General features: G+C 48.9%; 15 protein-coding genes. 12 read left to right on the top strand and 3 right to left on the bottom strand.

The features are described from left to right. Positions 1-4 precede the first annotated feature (4 nt). On the bottom strand, positions 5-598 hold the full coding sequence (locus DXC51_RS03225; protein WP_117530507.1) for a TetR/AcrR family transcriptional regulator: 594 nt from the start codon (positions 596-598) through the stop codon (positions 5-7). 541 nt (positions 599-1,139) lie between these two features. On the opposite strand from DXC51_RS03225, the gene DXC51_RS03220 reads away from it, so the two are divergent. The 9 genes from DXC51_RS03220 (at position 1,140) to DXC51_RS03175 (ending at position 9,401) form a co-directional block, all read left to right on the top strand. Beyond that, entirely contained in the window at positions 1,140-2,063 is a 924-nt protein-coding gene (locus DXC51_RS03220; RefSeq protein WP_117543676.1) for an AraC family transcriptional regulator, read from the top strand. Between the two features lie 107 nt (positions 2,064-2,170). Next, the gene (locus DXC51_RS03215; protein ID WP_243003115.1) at positions 2,171-2,413 is read left to right on the top strand and encodes a ribonuclease HII; all 243 of its coding nucleotides are present in this window, start codon (positions 2,171-2,173) and stop codon (positions 2,411-2,413) included. Between the two features lie 43 nt (positions 2,414-2,456). Then, positions 2,457-3,464, top strand: a complete 1,008-nt coding sequence (locus DXC51_RS03210; RefSeq protein ID WP_025489847.1) for a Gfo/Idh/MocA family protein — start codon at positions 2,457-2,459, stop codon at positions 3,462-3,464. 102 nt (positions 3,465-3,566) lie between these two features. Beyond that, positions 3,567-4,001: an ACT domain-containing protein gene (locus DXC51_RS03205; RefSeq protein WP_025489848.1), complete on the top strand. Its 435-nt coding sequence runs from the start codon at positions 3,567-3,569 to the stop codon at positions 3,999-4,001. Next, entirely contained in the window at positions 3,998-4,693 is a 696-nt protein-coding gene (locus tag DXC51_RS03200) for a DinB family protein (protein WP_021640167.1), read from the top strand. The genes DXC51_RS03205 and DXC51_RS03200 overlap by 4 nt, the downstream gene beginning before the upstream one ends. Before the next feature lie 545 nt (positions 4,694-5,238). Continuing rightward, positions 5,239-6,621, top strand: coding sequence for an ABC transporter substrate-binding protein (locus DXC51_RS03190; protein WP_025489850.1), 1,383 nt, complete (start codon positions 5,239-5,241; stop codon positions 6,619-6,621). A gap of 74 nt (positions 6,622-6,695) precedes the next feature. Beyond that, positions 6,696-7,565 carry a carbohydrate ABC transporter permease gene (locus DXC51_RS03185; protein WP_025489851.1) on the top strand — a complete coding sequence of 290 codons (870 nt, stop codon included), beginning with the start codon at positions 6,696-6,698 and terminating at the stop codon, positions 7,563-7,565. Continuing rightward, a complete protein-coding gene (locus DXC51_RS03180; protein WP_021640163.1) occupies positions 7,565-8,416 on the top strand; it encodes a carbohydrate ABC transporter permease in 852 nt (283 codons plus the stop codon). Before DXC51_RS03185 ends, DXC51_RS03180 begins: the two co-directional genes overlap by 1 nt. A gap of 49 nt (positions 8,417-8,465) precedes the next feature. Then, on the top strand, positions 8,466-9,401 hold the full coding sequence (locus DXC51_RS03175; protein WP_025489852.1) for a glycoside hydrolase family 43 protein: 936 nt from the start codon (positions 8,466-8,468) through the stop codon (positions 9,399-9,401). A gap of 51 nt (positions 9,402-9,452) precedes the next feature. On the opposite strand, the gene DXC51_RS03170 is transcribed toward DXC51_RS03175, so the two are convergent. Further along, positions 9,453-10,082: a DUF624 domain-containing protein gene (locus tag DXC51_RS03170; protein WP_025489853.1), complete on the bottom strand. Its 630-nt coding sequence runs from the start codon at positions 10,080-10,082 to the stop codon at positions 9,453-9,455. 20 nt (positions 10,083-10,102) lie between these two features. Continuing rightward, positions 10,103-11,056 (bottom strand): ArsR/SmtB family transcription factor, encoded by a 954-nt coding sequence (locus DXC51_RS03165; RefSeq protein ID WP_021640160.1) that lies wholly within the window; start codon positions 11,054-11,056, stop codon positions 10,103-10,105. Positions 11,057-11,395: 339 nt separating this feature from the next. Here DXC51_RS03165 and DXC51_RS03160 point away from each other — a divergent pair, with 339 nt between their 5' ends. The 3 genes from DXC51_RS03160 (at position 11,396) to DXC51_RS03150 (ending at position 14,883) form a co-directional block, all read left to right on the top strand. Beyond that, positions 11,396-12,856, top strand: a complete 1,461-nt coding sequence (locus tag DXC51_RS03160) for a sulfatase family protein (RefSeq protein WP_117530505.1) — start codon at positions 11,396-11,398, stop codon at positions 12,854-12,856. Between the two features lie 219 nt (positions 12,857-13,075). Continuing rightward, complete coding sequence (locus DXC51_RS03155) at positions 13,076-13,921, top strand: class II fructose-bisphosphate aldolase (RefSeq protein WP_025489854.1); 846 nt, start codon at positions 13,076-13,078, stop codon at positions 13,919-13,921. Positions 13,922-13,932: 11 nt separating this feature from the next. Next, a complete protein-coding gene (locus tag DXC51_RS03150) occupies positions 13,933-14,883 on the top strand; it encodes a carbohydrate kinase family protein (protein WP_025489855.1) in 951 nt (316 codons plus the stop codon). Positions 14,884-14,890: the final 7 nt, after the last annotated feature.

Here is a 14,890-nt window from a genome sequence, read left to right as displayed (position 1 = left end):
TCTGTCATTTAACCTCGCCTGGATTGATAAGCTTCAGGCTGCCCAGAAAGCCGTGTGAAATCAGTCCGTAAATACGTTCCACATCCTCCGGCGTGCCCGAAAGCGTGCCGTTGGCAACCCGAACTGCAAAGTTCAGCGTGGTTTCAATGATGAAAACCCAGTAAAAATCCGGGCAGAAGCCAAAACGGTGAGCATTCTGCTTGAGAAATTTTGAGAAGAAGGAAAAGGATTTCCCCTGGCCGTCCATGACTTCTTCATCATAGTAGGAGGATTGGCGGAACTGGCAGTAGAACTTGGCATAAGGCCAGTGTTCCACAAAATAATAAAAATAGGCAAACCACATTTTGCGGATAATTTTCGTAATATGAATCTCTTTAAAGGAAATGCCCTTCAAGACAGCATCAACCTGCCTGTCTATGTAAAACAGGCAGGCCTCTAAAAGGGCCTTTTTGCTGGCAAAATTATTAAAGATGGTTCCTTCGGATATTCCCATATCCAGGGCCACCTTTTTTGTTGTCACATTTTCAAGGCCATTGTTGGCTACATATAAAATTGTTGCTTCAATAATGGATTCCGGGGTTATTGTTTGTTTTTTCATAAGTTCATTATAGTAAACAAAAGATGATAAAGTCAACTTGTATACATTAGTTCCAAAAATTTTAAGAATTTACAGGTTACAGCCCGTCCACAACGGTAACCTGTAAAGCAATAATGCTTAATGAGTATTTACTCATATATGTTTTTATGATAAAATGGAACACGATACAGGAGATTTCTTGTATAGGAAAAAGCAACACCTCGCGCAAAAGTCATAAAACAGGGAGATTTTTATCAGGCCTGTGTCCCGGCGCCACCCTTCCATTTCGAAATAACTGGAAGGGAAGGTTACCAGGGTACAGGCCCTCCTTGTTTTCTGGCAATCCTCTCACAGGATCGCCAAAAAACAGGAAGGTATGATATAATGTCGTCGAAGATGACATTATATCTGAGCATTCTGGTTTCTGCGCCTGCCGCAGAAATCCAGGCGCTAAATTCCGCCGGAGGCTCATATCCGCGGAGCGGATATGATATAATGGCCGTAAGATACAGAAGTAGTGCGGCGCAAAAGGGCTACCGCCTGTTGGGAAGGTATAAATAAAATGAAAATAATTCGCGGAATAGAGCTTAAACAGGGAAGCCAGGAGGAGTTACTGCCGGATTTCTCACCGGAATTTCCCTATATTGCCTCCTTTGTGGAGCTGCATAAATATATAGGCCGCCAGTCCCCCTGGCACTGGCATAAGGAAGTGGAGCTTTTCTACATGAAGGACGGAGAACTGGAATATGACACGCCCCATGGGAAAAAGGTCTTTACAGCAGGCATGGGAGGGCTGGTCAATGCCAACGTCCTTCATATGACAAGGGCAAATGAAAGCTGCCGGACCGTTACAGCTATGCTCCATATTTTCGATCCGATTTTTATCAGCGGCAGCCGCGGCAGCGCCATTGACCGGAAGTATGTCATGCCGCTGATAACGGCTTCCCGGATAGACATCATCGGCCTGTACCCTGACAATCCGGAGCATGCGCTGCTGCTTGAGAAGCTTCAGGAATCCTTCCGTTTTTCAGAGGAGGATTTCGGTTATGAAATACGCCTGCGGGAATCGCTGTCGGATATATGGTGCCATCTGCTGAATACTGCCCGGCCAATGCTGGAAAAGGAGGAGGTACAGGATAAAGCCGGTGATAAAATAAAAGCCATGCTCACTTATGTGCATGAGCATTACGGGGAACGGCTGACAGTGGCCGAACTGGCAGCTTCCGCCTTTATCAGTGAAAGAGAAGCGTACCGCGTGTTCCGGGAATGCGTGCACCTGACACCTGTGGAATATATTATCAGCTACCGCCTGCAGCAGGCCTGCCATATGCTGATAGAAACGGAGGAACCGATCACCCGGATCAGCCAGGCCTGCTGTCTGGGAAGCAGCAGCTATTTCGGAAAAGTATTCCGTGAAAGGATGGGCTGCAGTCCTGTTGAGTTCCGGCGCAGATGGCGGAATAGTGATATTAATCGGCAGGAATAAGATATCATTGAAAAAAAACATGCACTATAATGACATCATACAAAGACTTTGGAAGCCTAAGCAGCAGTGCAGGTCACCGATAGCTGATGGTATAAGGAGGGAATTATATGATGTTAAAGCTGAATATTTTAAATATGATTAATTTCCTGAAGACAGTGAATGAATGCAGCGGGCCGGTGGTTCTGGTCTCCCAGGACGGAAGACGAGAGGATATGAACAACCAGGAAAGCCTGCAGGAACGGCTTTTGAAAAACTATAAGGACAACCGGCGCAGCCTGAAAATGTGGATTGACGTTGCAGAGCCTGCGGATTATTTGAAAATTGTCTGCTACTATGCAGGGGACTGCTGAATTGCAAGGAACTGACAAAGTCAATTACGCATGGAGGTATGAAATGTCGGATATGGATAAAAGAAAAATTAAAATTGGCCTTATCGGCTTCGGTTCCTGGGTCAGACGCGCCCATCTGCCGGCCCTGGAATACGATGGGAGAGCCATAATCACAGCCGCTGCGGCTGCCACGGAAAAAACAAGGCAGGAAATCCGGCGGACGCTGGGAGAGGAGATCCGGCTGTTTGGAAGTTACGGGGAGCTTCTGGAAAAATCAGATACGGATGCAGTTATGATAGCCGTCCCGGATGAAGTACATGAAGAAGCCCTGTCGGCGGCAATTGCTTCCGGGAAAGCCGTGTTTTATGAACCACCGGTTTCCATCCGGCGAAGCCGGATCCCGATCATCGTGCACAACCTCCTATCAGCGCCGCAGGTGACCTTCGCCAATCTGGAGCTTGGTTTTCATCCGGGTTTTGCCAGGGCGGCGGATATGATAAGGGACGGGGAGATTGGAAACCTGCAGAAAATCACGATAACCCTCCATGCAGGCTGGGGCAGCGCGGTTAATTCAGATGTCTGCCTGATAGACAGAATGTCCTGCTGGTACGTGGATGTGCTGAACCGGATTATCGGCGCGTATCCCTCCCGCGTCCTCCTTCTGGACGGCAGCGGCAATCCGGGCCGCATGCAGTCTGTAAGCACGGCAATTTATGATTATGATGGTGTCTGGGGCATCTTCCAGGCAGAGGTTAACCGCAAGGATGAAACTTCAATTGTGGTGGATGTGACCGGTGATGAGGGCAATATCTGCATCAATTATTTTACCGGCGCATATGGCATCCAGTCTGTAAGGCATCCGGGACTTCGTTTTTCGTATGACTGCCCCCTGGAGCCATATGCTGATTATCCGGGAGTAAGGGAAAGCGTTTCCGCCTTCCTGGACGCTGTGGAAAGCTGCGACGCAAGCCAGGGAAATGCCGCAACAGTGGCGCGGCTGAACAGTATCGGCCTGGCGACGGAGGAATCAAAGGACACGGGAAGCTGGGCCCCGGTCAATATGCTTCGTTGATAAATGTCCTGAAATGAGCAAAATAGGATTGGTAAACGCCGCTCTTTTCTGATACACTGAAAAAAGCAGAACTGCGTATTTTTCGGAAAGGGGCATAAAAATATGATACTCAAAATAATTGATGAAAAATTTTCTGTCTGCCGGATCGGGGATCCGGCAGCAGCTGTTTTCGCGGATACCTACTGTTTTCTCTGCAAAACGGATGAAGAGATTTCCCTGGTCTGCCCGACAAGCTCTGTTCCCGGGCACACCCTTGCCCGGGAAGACGGATGGCGGGCATTTCGGATAGAGGGTGTGCTGGATTTCTCCCTGATAGGCATCCTTGCAGGGATATCCGGGATACTTGCAGAAAATAAAATCGGAATCTTCGTGGTATCAACCTACAACACAGACTATGTGCTGACAAAAGAGGAAAGCTTTGAAAGGGCCATGGCGCTTCTTGCCCGGCACGGCTATACGGTATTGCCAGATAATCCATCGCACAGCACAGATGACAACAGCTTACGAAACGCCGAAAGAGAAGGAGTAGCTGAATGAAATACTTTGGGGAAGGTCTCAGTGAAAAACATAAGGAACTCAGCAGAATCATACGCAAGCCGTCCATGCTGGAGCAGGCGGCGCAGCTGTTCCTGGAAATACATGCGTCCCTGCATTTATCCCGGATTTCCGGGACACAGCCCAATGAAGTGGATGCCCTTCTGAGTGATCTTACGGACAGCGAATATGCGGTAATGCCTTCGGGCAGGGATGAAACTATTGCCTGGGTACTCTGGCATATTGCCCGAATAGAGGATCTCACTATGGGAATCCTTGCCGCAAAGGGTAACCAGCTGTTTAATGAGGAATGGCAGAAACGGCTGAATGTCTCCATTACCGATACAGGAAATGCATTGACAGACGATGAAATCATGCTTCTCAGCAAAAATATAAATACTGCGGAGCTTATCAGCTACCGGAACGCAGTGGGAGAGCGTACAAGAAAGATAGTTCGGGAACTGGACAGCGAAGCTTTGAAACGGAAGGTTTCCTGTGAGGATATTGCCAGGATACGGCAGGAAGGCGGCGTCACGCAGCAGGAGGAATCCGCCTGGCTCCTTGATTTCTGGGGGAAAAAGGATGTGGCCGGCTTATTGCTGATGCCGCCCACACGGCATGTCATGCTTCACCTGAATGACTGCTGTAGATGGAAACAGGAAATCCGGACAAAGAAAAAATTTTTCAGAAGCTGAAAATTTTTACCTGGGAAGTTATATATGTATATGATAAATCTTATATGCTGATACTGATGTGCGGCACTTTTTGGCATCAGCAGACAGCGGCGGCGGATCGGAACGGCAGCATTCCGGTTCGCCGCCGCTGTTTTTTATATGTCATCTGTTATCCCGCATAAATTCTGAAGCAACCTATCTTCATGAAATTCTTTTAATACCACCGCAATAACTACATAAAAATTGTAGCAAATATGTGTTACACATATGATTTGTATAAAATAAATAAATGCTATTGAAAATACAGCAACGTAAATATATAATAAATACATAAATAAACAGATCAGACTATTAAGATAGGCCTATCGCATAGTCAAAATGATTATTTTACACAAACAATAAGCAGAATTGATAGTCAATTTAAAAATTACATTCAGGGATTGACAACGCGGAAAAGGAACAGTATTGATACAGTAATACTGCATTAATAAAATAAAAGCTGTTAATTACCGTATTTGTCACCTGCCGGAACTGTAAATCAAATTTCGAAATAGGAGGAAATGGTTATGAAGAGACTGGGCGCTGTATTATTATCAGCAGCTATGGTTCTGTCGCTTACGGCATGCGGAGGAAATACGACAAGTGCTCCGGCTGCTTCGGAACCCGCCAAGGAACCTGCCAAAGAGGCTGCTTCCGAAGCAGGGAACGATGAGGCTGCCCCCGCTGCAAGCGCGTCTGCAGAAGGGACAGATATCAGCGGAAGTACACTGGAGGTAGCGGTTACCTATACAGGTGATCAGGCAACCACTTTCCAGGGACTGGTTAAAAAGTTCGAAGAAGAATATGGATGTACTGTGAATATCGCGGAATACGGCACAGATTACGAAAACACCTTAAAGACACGTATGGCGGCTAACGAGCTTCCCGACGTATTCCAGACACACGGATGGTCAATCCTCCGTTATAAAGAGTATCTGATGGATCTGAAGGATCAGCCCTGGGTTTCCGATTATGATGATTCCGCACTGGGCGTTATCCAGGACGACGACGGCGCAATCTATGTTCTGATGATTTCCGAACTGATTAACGGAACACTGGTTAACACCGACGTATGTGATGCTGCAGGCGTTGACCCGTACGCAATCCATACATGGGATGATTTCACAGCGGCATGTGAAAAGATCAAAGCCTCCGGAACCACTCCCATCTGCGTATTATCCAATCCCGGACTGCTGGCGAACTTTGCAGGAACCTTTGTAAGCTACGACGGCGAAATGTTCCAGGATTCCGTAGCAATGCTTGACGGCTCCTATGACTGGCAGCATTACAAAGAATCCCTGATTAAATACATGTCCGGCTGGATTGAATCAGGCTATTACTTCGATGATATCCTTACACTGGTTGATACTGACCTGACCGAGCGTTTTGCAGCCGGCAAGGGCGCCTTCTGCCTCGGCAACGACCCTTCCGTAATGCTTACCTGTCTTACCCTGAATCCTGACGCCAACTTTATTTTCCTTCCTTCCTTTGCATCCAAAGAAGGCGGAAAAGAGCATGTAGGCATCGGTGAAGGCGATACCTTCGGTATCTGGAAAGACACCAAGAATGCTGATGCGGCAAAAGTTTTCTTAGAGTACATGGCTCGCCCTGAAGTAGCAAAAGAAATGAATGCGGCAACCGGTAAAATCAGCTGTCTGAAATCCACCATGGCTATCGACGACGGCTACGGCCTGAAGGTATTCCAGGACATGAAGGAAAAATGCGCTGACTGCGATATCTTCTATGAAAACCTTTGGGACAGACAGTATATGCCTTCCGGAATGTGGCCGATATTCGGAAATGCAAGCAACATGCTTTTCGATAACCACAGTGAAAAAGGACAGGATGAAGTGATCGAATACCTGCTTGAGAACTACCAGGATTTATATGAAGCAGCTAAAGAGGGCTGAAATAACTGATTAAACTAAAACGATGGTGGGGTGGCAATGCCATCTCACCAGTTTTAATATAAGGGGGTCATACTTTGAAGAAAAGAAAATGGATATATCTTTCCCTGACTATTCCGGCATTGGCTCTGATGATACTGTTTATAGCGGCGCCGCTTGTTAATGCGGTCAGAATCTCTTTTTTTAAGTGGAATGGATATTCACAGAACATGCGCTGGTATGGTCTGAAAAATTTTGTAAATCTTTTTACGGATAATCTGTTCTGGCGCGCGACGCTGAATACAATGATCTACGGCTTTGGTTCCACTTTTTTCCAGAATGTGTGCGGCCTTGCTGCGGCGCTGTTCCTGAATAACAAATTCAAGGGAAGGAACGGGGTCAGGGTAATTCTGTATATGCCTATCATGATTTCCGCGTTCATCATGGGCCAGATCCTTTACTACTTTGTACAGGCGGAGGGCGGTGTTTTCAATGAGCTTTTGGGAATCATCGGAATCTCCCCCATATATTGGATGAAAACCGGCCTCTCCTCAACGCTGATGATTATGCTTGCCAACTCCTGGCAGTACATGGGGCTTTGTATGATTATCTACCTGGCGGGACTGCAGAATATCCCTTCCATGTATAAGGAAGCCGCCAGGCTGGACGGCGCTGGCAAAATGAAGGAATTCATTTATGTGACGCTGCCTTTGCTGATTCCGTCCATTACCACAGCGGTTGTAACCAACTTAATCGGCGGTTTCAAGCTGTTTGACGCCATCGTGGCCATGTCCAACGGCGGACCGAACAGGAAGTCCATGTCCCTGTCATTCTACATATCCCAGCTTTATTTTAACGATGAAAAGGCAGGCTATGCATCTGCCGTGGGCATTATGACATTCTTTATCATTATGATAATCGCCCTGCCGGTAAATGCATATCTGCGCAAGAAGGAGGTTGAGTATTGATGGAAGGAAAGCTGAAAAAATCCAAAGGACCAAATACCCACTCCGTATGGTGGTGCTATATTGTAGCCATCCTGTTGATTCTGATTTATCTGCTCCCTATTTATATCATGCTGAACCTGTCCTTCAGGACGCTGCAGGATCTGGGCACCAAGCTGTCCCTGCCGGCCGCCTGGAATTTTGGAAACTATGTTGAGGTATTCAAAAGCGGTGATCTATGGCTGGGCTTTAAGAATTCCATCATTCTGGTGGTGGAAACCGTCACTCTGGAAATCGTCCTGTCCGCGCTTGCCGCCTACGGGCTTGCAAGAAGCAGCGGCAGGCTCGCGGAATCCATCCGTAATATCAACATGGGCATCATGATGATACCCAGCGTTGCCCTGCTGGTCGGCACCTACGGACTGATGGTAAAATTCCATATGACCAACACGCTTTACGGACTGGCTCTTCTGTCTGCGGCGGGAGGCATCCCCGGCACCATGTTTATGTATGTTAACTTTGTTGTTTCCATTCCCACGGCGCTGGACGAGGCTGCAGCCATTGACGGAGCCGGAGTGCTCAGGACCTTCACGCAGATCATCATGCCCCAGCTGAAGGCGGTTACGGTTACAAGAATTATCATGTCCGCCACCGGCTGTTGGAATAACTATCTGATGCCCATGTATTTGCTGCAGGATAAATCCAAATTTACAATTATCCTGGTGATCAAATCAGCCTTCAACAGAACGAACGGCGTCGGCAATCTGCCGAAGGCCTGTGCTACCTGTGCGCTGGGCCTTCTGCCGGTCATCCTGCTGTATCTGTTCCTGCAGAAATATATTATTGAAGGACAGATTGACAGCTCTGTAAAATAGCGGTTAAAATATAACCAAATATTATATAATACAGGAAGGAAGACAGACAATGAAGCTTTATAAACGTAAACCAGATGACAGGGCTCCTCTCGGCCAGCCGGACCCCTATATGATCAAAGCCGGCGACGGCAGATATTATATCTACGCCACAGGGAATCCCGGCCCCCAGCTATTTTGCAGCGACAGCCTGCTTGACGGCTGGGAATACAAGGGCTGCTGCCTGGAAGCGCCGGGGCAGAAGAATTGCTGGGCGCCCTGCGTGATCGAAATTGACGGTAAATATTATATGTATTATTCAAGCATGGATGAAGACAGCGATGATGAGCATGGCCAGACCATGAGAGTCGCGGTTGCTGACTGCCCCGGGGGACCGTTCCGGTTTGTGAAGAACCTTCTCCCTCCGTTCTCCATCGATCCCCATATGGTAGTTACCCCTTCGGGAATGTATTTATTTTACTGTGTAAACGAATATGAGGCCCAGCGTGTAGGAACGGTAGTAATGTGCGATAAAATGACAGATCCGTTTACCATGGAAGGAAAACCGGTGTGCGTAATCCGTCCCACCCTGGATGAAGAGATTTATCAGCGCGACCGTTTCAAAAAGGGAGAGCACTGGCATACCATAGAGGGCGCTTTTTATTTCAGTAAAGGGAATACGCATTATCTGATGTACTCCGGCGCATGCCACCAGAATCCTACATATTTTATCGGCTACAGCGTGGCGCACGGGGATCCGGACGCGGATTTACGAACGCTGGACTGGAAAAAGTTTCCTGACGATACCACCTACGCGCCGCTTCTTTCCAAAAATGATTTTGTGGAAGGGATGGGGCATAACAGCGTGATCTTTGATAACGGAACATGCTATATCGTGTATCACGGGCGTGATATTGGAGACATAAAACTGCCGGAGGATGCCCGGTCTGCCAGAATTGATGAAATGAAAATAGACGGAGATGTCCTGTCCGTAGAAGTTACAAGATAACAGACTGGAGCGTATCTAAAAAGGGCCGGCAGGTTTTGCCGGTCCTTTTGTTCACTCTGAAAGCTCTTCTAACGGATCCTCTTCCTGGTAATTGATATGTTTTTTGAAAACAGGCTCCTGCAGGTAGGAGGAGAGGAAGAAGAAACCGGCAGGCACGATAAACAGCAACGGCGGATAATAGATGGAAAGTTCAACTGCAAACAGAAACAGGCAGAGCAGCAGGAAATTTTTTACAAGATGGCCGAAAGTAAGTCTGACCAGCAGGGTAAACAGCTCCTGTCTTCTGAGGCGGAATCTTCCCATCAGCGCAAACCCGTGTATCTGAACCGTCAGGCACACAAGAATGGAAAAGAGGGAGAAAAAAACATACATACCTGCAATCATGCTGTCCGGCCTCTGCCAGCACACATAGCCGGTGACGCCGAACAGTGCGTAGAGGAACAGCAGAAGGGCGGTAAAAGGAAGCGTCTGCCTCAGATTTTCCTTAAAGGAATCCCGGAAGGTGGCAAAGGCATATCCCCGGTTCTGCCGCAGGACACGGATTGAGGTATGGTACAGGGCGGCAGAGGCGGCCCCGATCGTGAGCACGGGCAGGCTGCATATACACCACAGCACGCTTAAGATGACCATATCCGCCGCTTTATTCAATATTGTTACCAGAGTGCTTTCCTGATTAAACATAACGTTCCTTTCCGGGCAAATCAGCCGTTTTCGTATTCTACCTTCATTACAATGTCCTGGGCATAGTCGCCGAAATGCTTCCCGAACAGATTCATGCCCCCTACATGCTGACTGTCACTGTCCACTTTCAGGATGAAGGAGAAGAAATAATCATTCAGCAGCCCCAGGCTTTCAATGGTTTCATCCGATATTTTCTGATTGTCCATGTAGCAGCCGCTGTGAGTGACATAAATTTTCTTATATTCACCGAACTGTGTGTTGGATTCACTCCACCAGCTGGGATTATAGATTCCCTTCCTTCCGCCATAATCCCCTTTGGTAAGAAAGGTGACGATTTTCTTATGGTTCAGCTCAAAGGTGATATCGGACGGCCAGTTATTGTTATAGCCGGGTGCCTCGGAGCATACCTCAAAGGAAAACTCAATCTGGGAGACCTTGTCCTGAAGCAGGGAGTAGTTGGAAAACTGGTATTCCAGAAAGCCCCTGGTAAACCACAGCAGGGAAGCATCTGTGCGATCCGGGGAATAAAAGCCATAGGGGCTGTCTTCATAATAAAGATAGGAAACAGCGGAGGCAATGCCGCATGGTGGAGAAATTTCGCAGTTGCAGTAGTGCCCGATTGGCATATTGACAAAGACCGGCGGCTTCCGTGTGATTTTGTTCACATGGGCAAATACATCCAGGGAAACATTGGCCGTCTTAATGCCGCACAGCTTCTGTGAGCCCCGCATTCCAGGCTTGGGCACCACCGTAATCAGATTGGCCTCTTTCAGTGTCTTGATGTGCAGGCACATGGAAGACATGGGCAGATAGAAGGCCTCCGCCAGTTCGCTGATGGTCATGGCTTTCGCCACCAGGCATTTGAGAATTTCCAGACGGGTTTCAGAAGAAAGGGCCCGGCATATCCTGGCGGTGGTTTCCGTATCCGATAGATCCATAACGATGTCTTTTTTATTTTTGACTTCTTCGTACATAGGATACTCCTTCAATAATGGGTGAAACGTCAGCCCTGCGATGGAAGCCGTCTTTCGGGCCGCATATGTTATGTGATTATAAACAAAGTATAGACAATCACTGTCAAAAAATCAATAGATAGATACATAAAAAATGTATTAAATGAATGCATTGCATATAAAATGTATATTATTAATTTATTATATTGAATTTTAATGTGTAATTTATATAATCAAGATAAGTATAGGTACATAATTTTTGGATGTATATTTCAGGAAAACAGCTGTGTCGGGGCGTGAATCCTGCCATCGGCCTTCCTGATTTCAATGTCTGCTAATGCAGACAGATCGGAGCAATTTATGAATATTTTGTGGATTTGTACGGATCAGCAGCGGTTCGATACACTGGGCTGCACGGGAAGCGAATGGGTTCATACCCCGAATCTGGACAGACTTGCCTCCGAAGGGGTGCTGTTTGAAAACGCTTATGCACAAAGCCCCGTATGCGCGCCCAGCAGGGGAAGCTTCCTTACCGGCCGTTATCCCAGGACCTGCGGCCCCAGGCAGAACGGGCAGGATATTGATGCAAAGGAACGGCTGCTTCCCAGAATTCTTGCCGATAACGGCTATTACTGCGGCCTGGCAGGCAAGCTTCACCTGTCGGCCTGCCACGATAATACAGGAAGGCTGATGGAACCCCGCATTGACGATGGCTATCATTTTTTCCAATGGTCCCATCATCCGCAGCCGCACCACGGTACGAACTGGCCCGCCAATGCCTATAACCAGTTCCTGATGCAAAACGGCAGGGATTATCTGACGCCGGACCGAGAGGACTGCCCCTATGTACAAACCGGCGTGGAGGAAGAATGGCACCAGACTGCCTGGTGCGTCAACGAAGCCATACACTTTATGGAAAGCGCACGGATTTTCGGGAAGGAATGGATGTTCTCCCTGAACTGCTTCGATCCCCATCATCCCTTTGATCCTCCGGCAGAGTATCTGGAGAGATACCTGAACAGACTGGATGAAATTCCGCTGCCCAATTACGAAGAGGGGGAGCTTAATAACAAGCCGGTTTTCCAGCAGAAGGATCATGAAGGAGCCTATGATACGAAGGACTATTATGCTTATGAAAAAATGAGTGAAAAGGACCACCGCCTGATCCGGGCCGCCTACTGGGCTATGGTCGATTTGATCGATCACCAGGTTGGCCGCCTGCTGGATTATCTGGAGGAAACCGGACAACGGAAGGATACACTGATTCTGTTCCATTCCGATCATGGGGAAAATCTGGGGGATCACGGCATGTATCTGAAGGGGCCGTATTTTTATGAAAATAATGTCCATGTACCCCTGATCATCAGCTGGCCCGGAAAAATACCGGAGGGCCGCAGGAGCCGGGCGCTGGTGGAACTTACGGATCTGGCGCCAACCCTCTGTGAAGCTGCAGGCATCGCTCCCTATGAAGGCTTTCAGGGGAAATCCTTCTGGAAGCTGCTGACAGGGGAGGCAGAGCTGCATTCACACCGAAGCAGCGTGTACAGCGAATACTATAACAGCAATATTAACCACAGGAACCCGCTTGCCTTTGCCACCATGGTTTCGGACGGCCGCTACAAGCTGGTGAAGGTACATAAACAGGAAGGTGAAGAGGGCTGCTGCGGAGAATTGTATGATCTGGAGGAACAGCCTTTGGAGCGGGTAAACCACTACGAAGACCCGAAGCTTTTAAATATCAGGATCCGGCTTCTGGAAACCATGTGCGACCGGATGGCGCAGACCTGTGACCCGCTTCCGGTAAGGAAATCCTGCTGGTAGGCCGAAAAACACAAGTCAAACACCCCGCCGTAAGCAACGGGGCATTTGACCCTCGCGGCAGTCACCAAGTGGACGCACGAGTGCATCCGTTTGGCTCGTTGCCCGCGGAAATACAGGGAACAAAGCCTGGAATCAGAAACCAGCGCTTGGGAAACCGGCAGGCACAAAGCCGGCCGGTCATAGATGTAACCGCACTATGCGGAGAAACGGAGGGTTTCTATGGGACTTATGGATGTAAAAAGTATCTTGAAAATGGCGGATGAAAACCGGTTTGCGGCGGCGGCCATCGATGTATTCGATTACCAGTCCGCGCACTGGGTGGTGGAGGCCGCGGAAAGGGAAAATATGCCCGTACTGCTGATGTTTTACCCGGATATGAGCTGGTTCATTCCATTCAGCACTATGGCGGCCATTGCGGTGGATCTTGCCAGGCAGGCAAAGGTGCCGGTAGGCGTCCATCTGGATCACGGCAAATCCTATGAGATAGCGGTGGGCGGCATTGCGGCAGGCTTTCCTTCCATTATGTATGACGGCTCCGCGCGTCCCTTTGAAGAGAACCTGTCGGTTACGGCAAGCGTGGTAAAATGCGCCCATCTGCTGGGAGTGGATGTGGAGGCAGAGCTGGGAACCGTGGGACAGGGCAGCAGAAAAGAGGATTTCTGCAACGAGGAGCTTTATACAAAGCCTGAAATGGCAAGGGATTTTGTTGCAGGGACGGGCGTGGATTCCCTCGCCGTCGCCATAGGCAACAGCCATGGACATTATGTCTGCGAGCCGCACCTGGATATCCGAAGGCTGGATGAAATCAATAAAACCATCGATACCCCTCTGGTCCTTCACGGCGGCTCAGGCATTCCGGCAGAGCAGATGATCGAATCCGTAAAATATGGAATCAATAAGGTAAATATCGGAACCGAATTTTTTGAAAAGTGTAAAAACTGCATTGCAGCGCATATGGGAGAGGACGGATTTGTCCTGGATCATTACAAAGAAGCAGGGGAAGAGGTAATCGATTTTGTCAGAGGACGGATTGCCCGGATTAATCCTTACCATTTCTCATTATAGGGAGGGAAACTATGGATGTTGTGGGAATCGGGACCCCTTACTATGATATGGTGATCAACGTGAGCAAAATGCCCGGGCTGGACGGTGCGGCGGGCGCCAACGAAGCTTTTTACCAGGGGGGAGGCAAGGTGGCGACCGCAATGGCCGCTGCCGCCAGATTGGGGAGAAGCGCAGGCATGATGGCCAAGGTGGGCGAAAACCACAGGGGCCAGTTTATCATCAATGATTTCCGCTACAATGGTGTGGACACCTCCGCCATCATCGTGGATGCCCCGGGGACCTCCAGTCCCTTCTGCCTGTCTCTTTCCGAGGAGGAGCACAAAACCAGGATTTTTATCGGCAAGGAGGGCACCGCAGGAGAACTGCTGCCGGAGGAAATCGATTATGAATATCTGGGCAAAGCAAAATACCTTCATTTGGAAAACGGCAGACCCGCCAGCGCGGCGGCAGCTCTTTTTGCCAGGGAGCACGGCATTGTAACGGTAATGGATGCGGACAATTATCAGGAGGGGATTGTAAAGCTGCTTCCCTGTCTGGATGTTTTTATCGCCTCGGAATTTTTCTACCGGGATATGTTCGGGAATCTGCCCTATGAGGAGGGCTGCAGGAAGCTGCTGGAGGCCGGCCCGTCTACAGCGATAGTTACGCTGGGAAGCAGGGGAAGCGTGGGGATGACGGCGCAGGATGGTTTTTTCCGGACGGAAAGCTTCCAGGTGCCGGTCAGGGATACCACGGGCGCCGGGGATGTTTTTCATGGAGCCTATATCGTGGGGCTGCTGGAAGGGATGGACGCGCCGGAATGCGCCAGGTTTGCCAGCGCGGTTTCCGCCATAAAATGCACCTGCTTCGGAGGAAGAACCGGGATTCCCAACCGGGAGACGGTGCAAAGGTTCCTGGAAACAGGAGAAATCGACCGGACGGAGGCACAGCGCAGACTGGCTTATTACAGAAACAATTTATAAACGGAGG

This window comes from Eisenbergiella massiliensis, from assembly GCF_003435485.1.
Note: the sequence above shows the minus strand (reverse complement) of the source record. Positions and strands in the feature narration are given on the sequence as shown.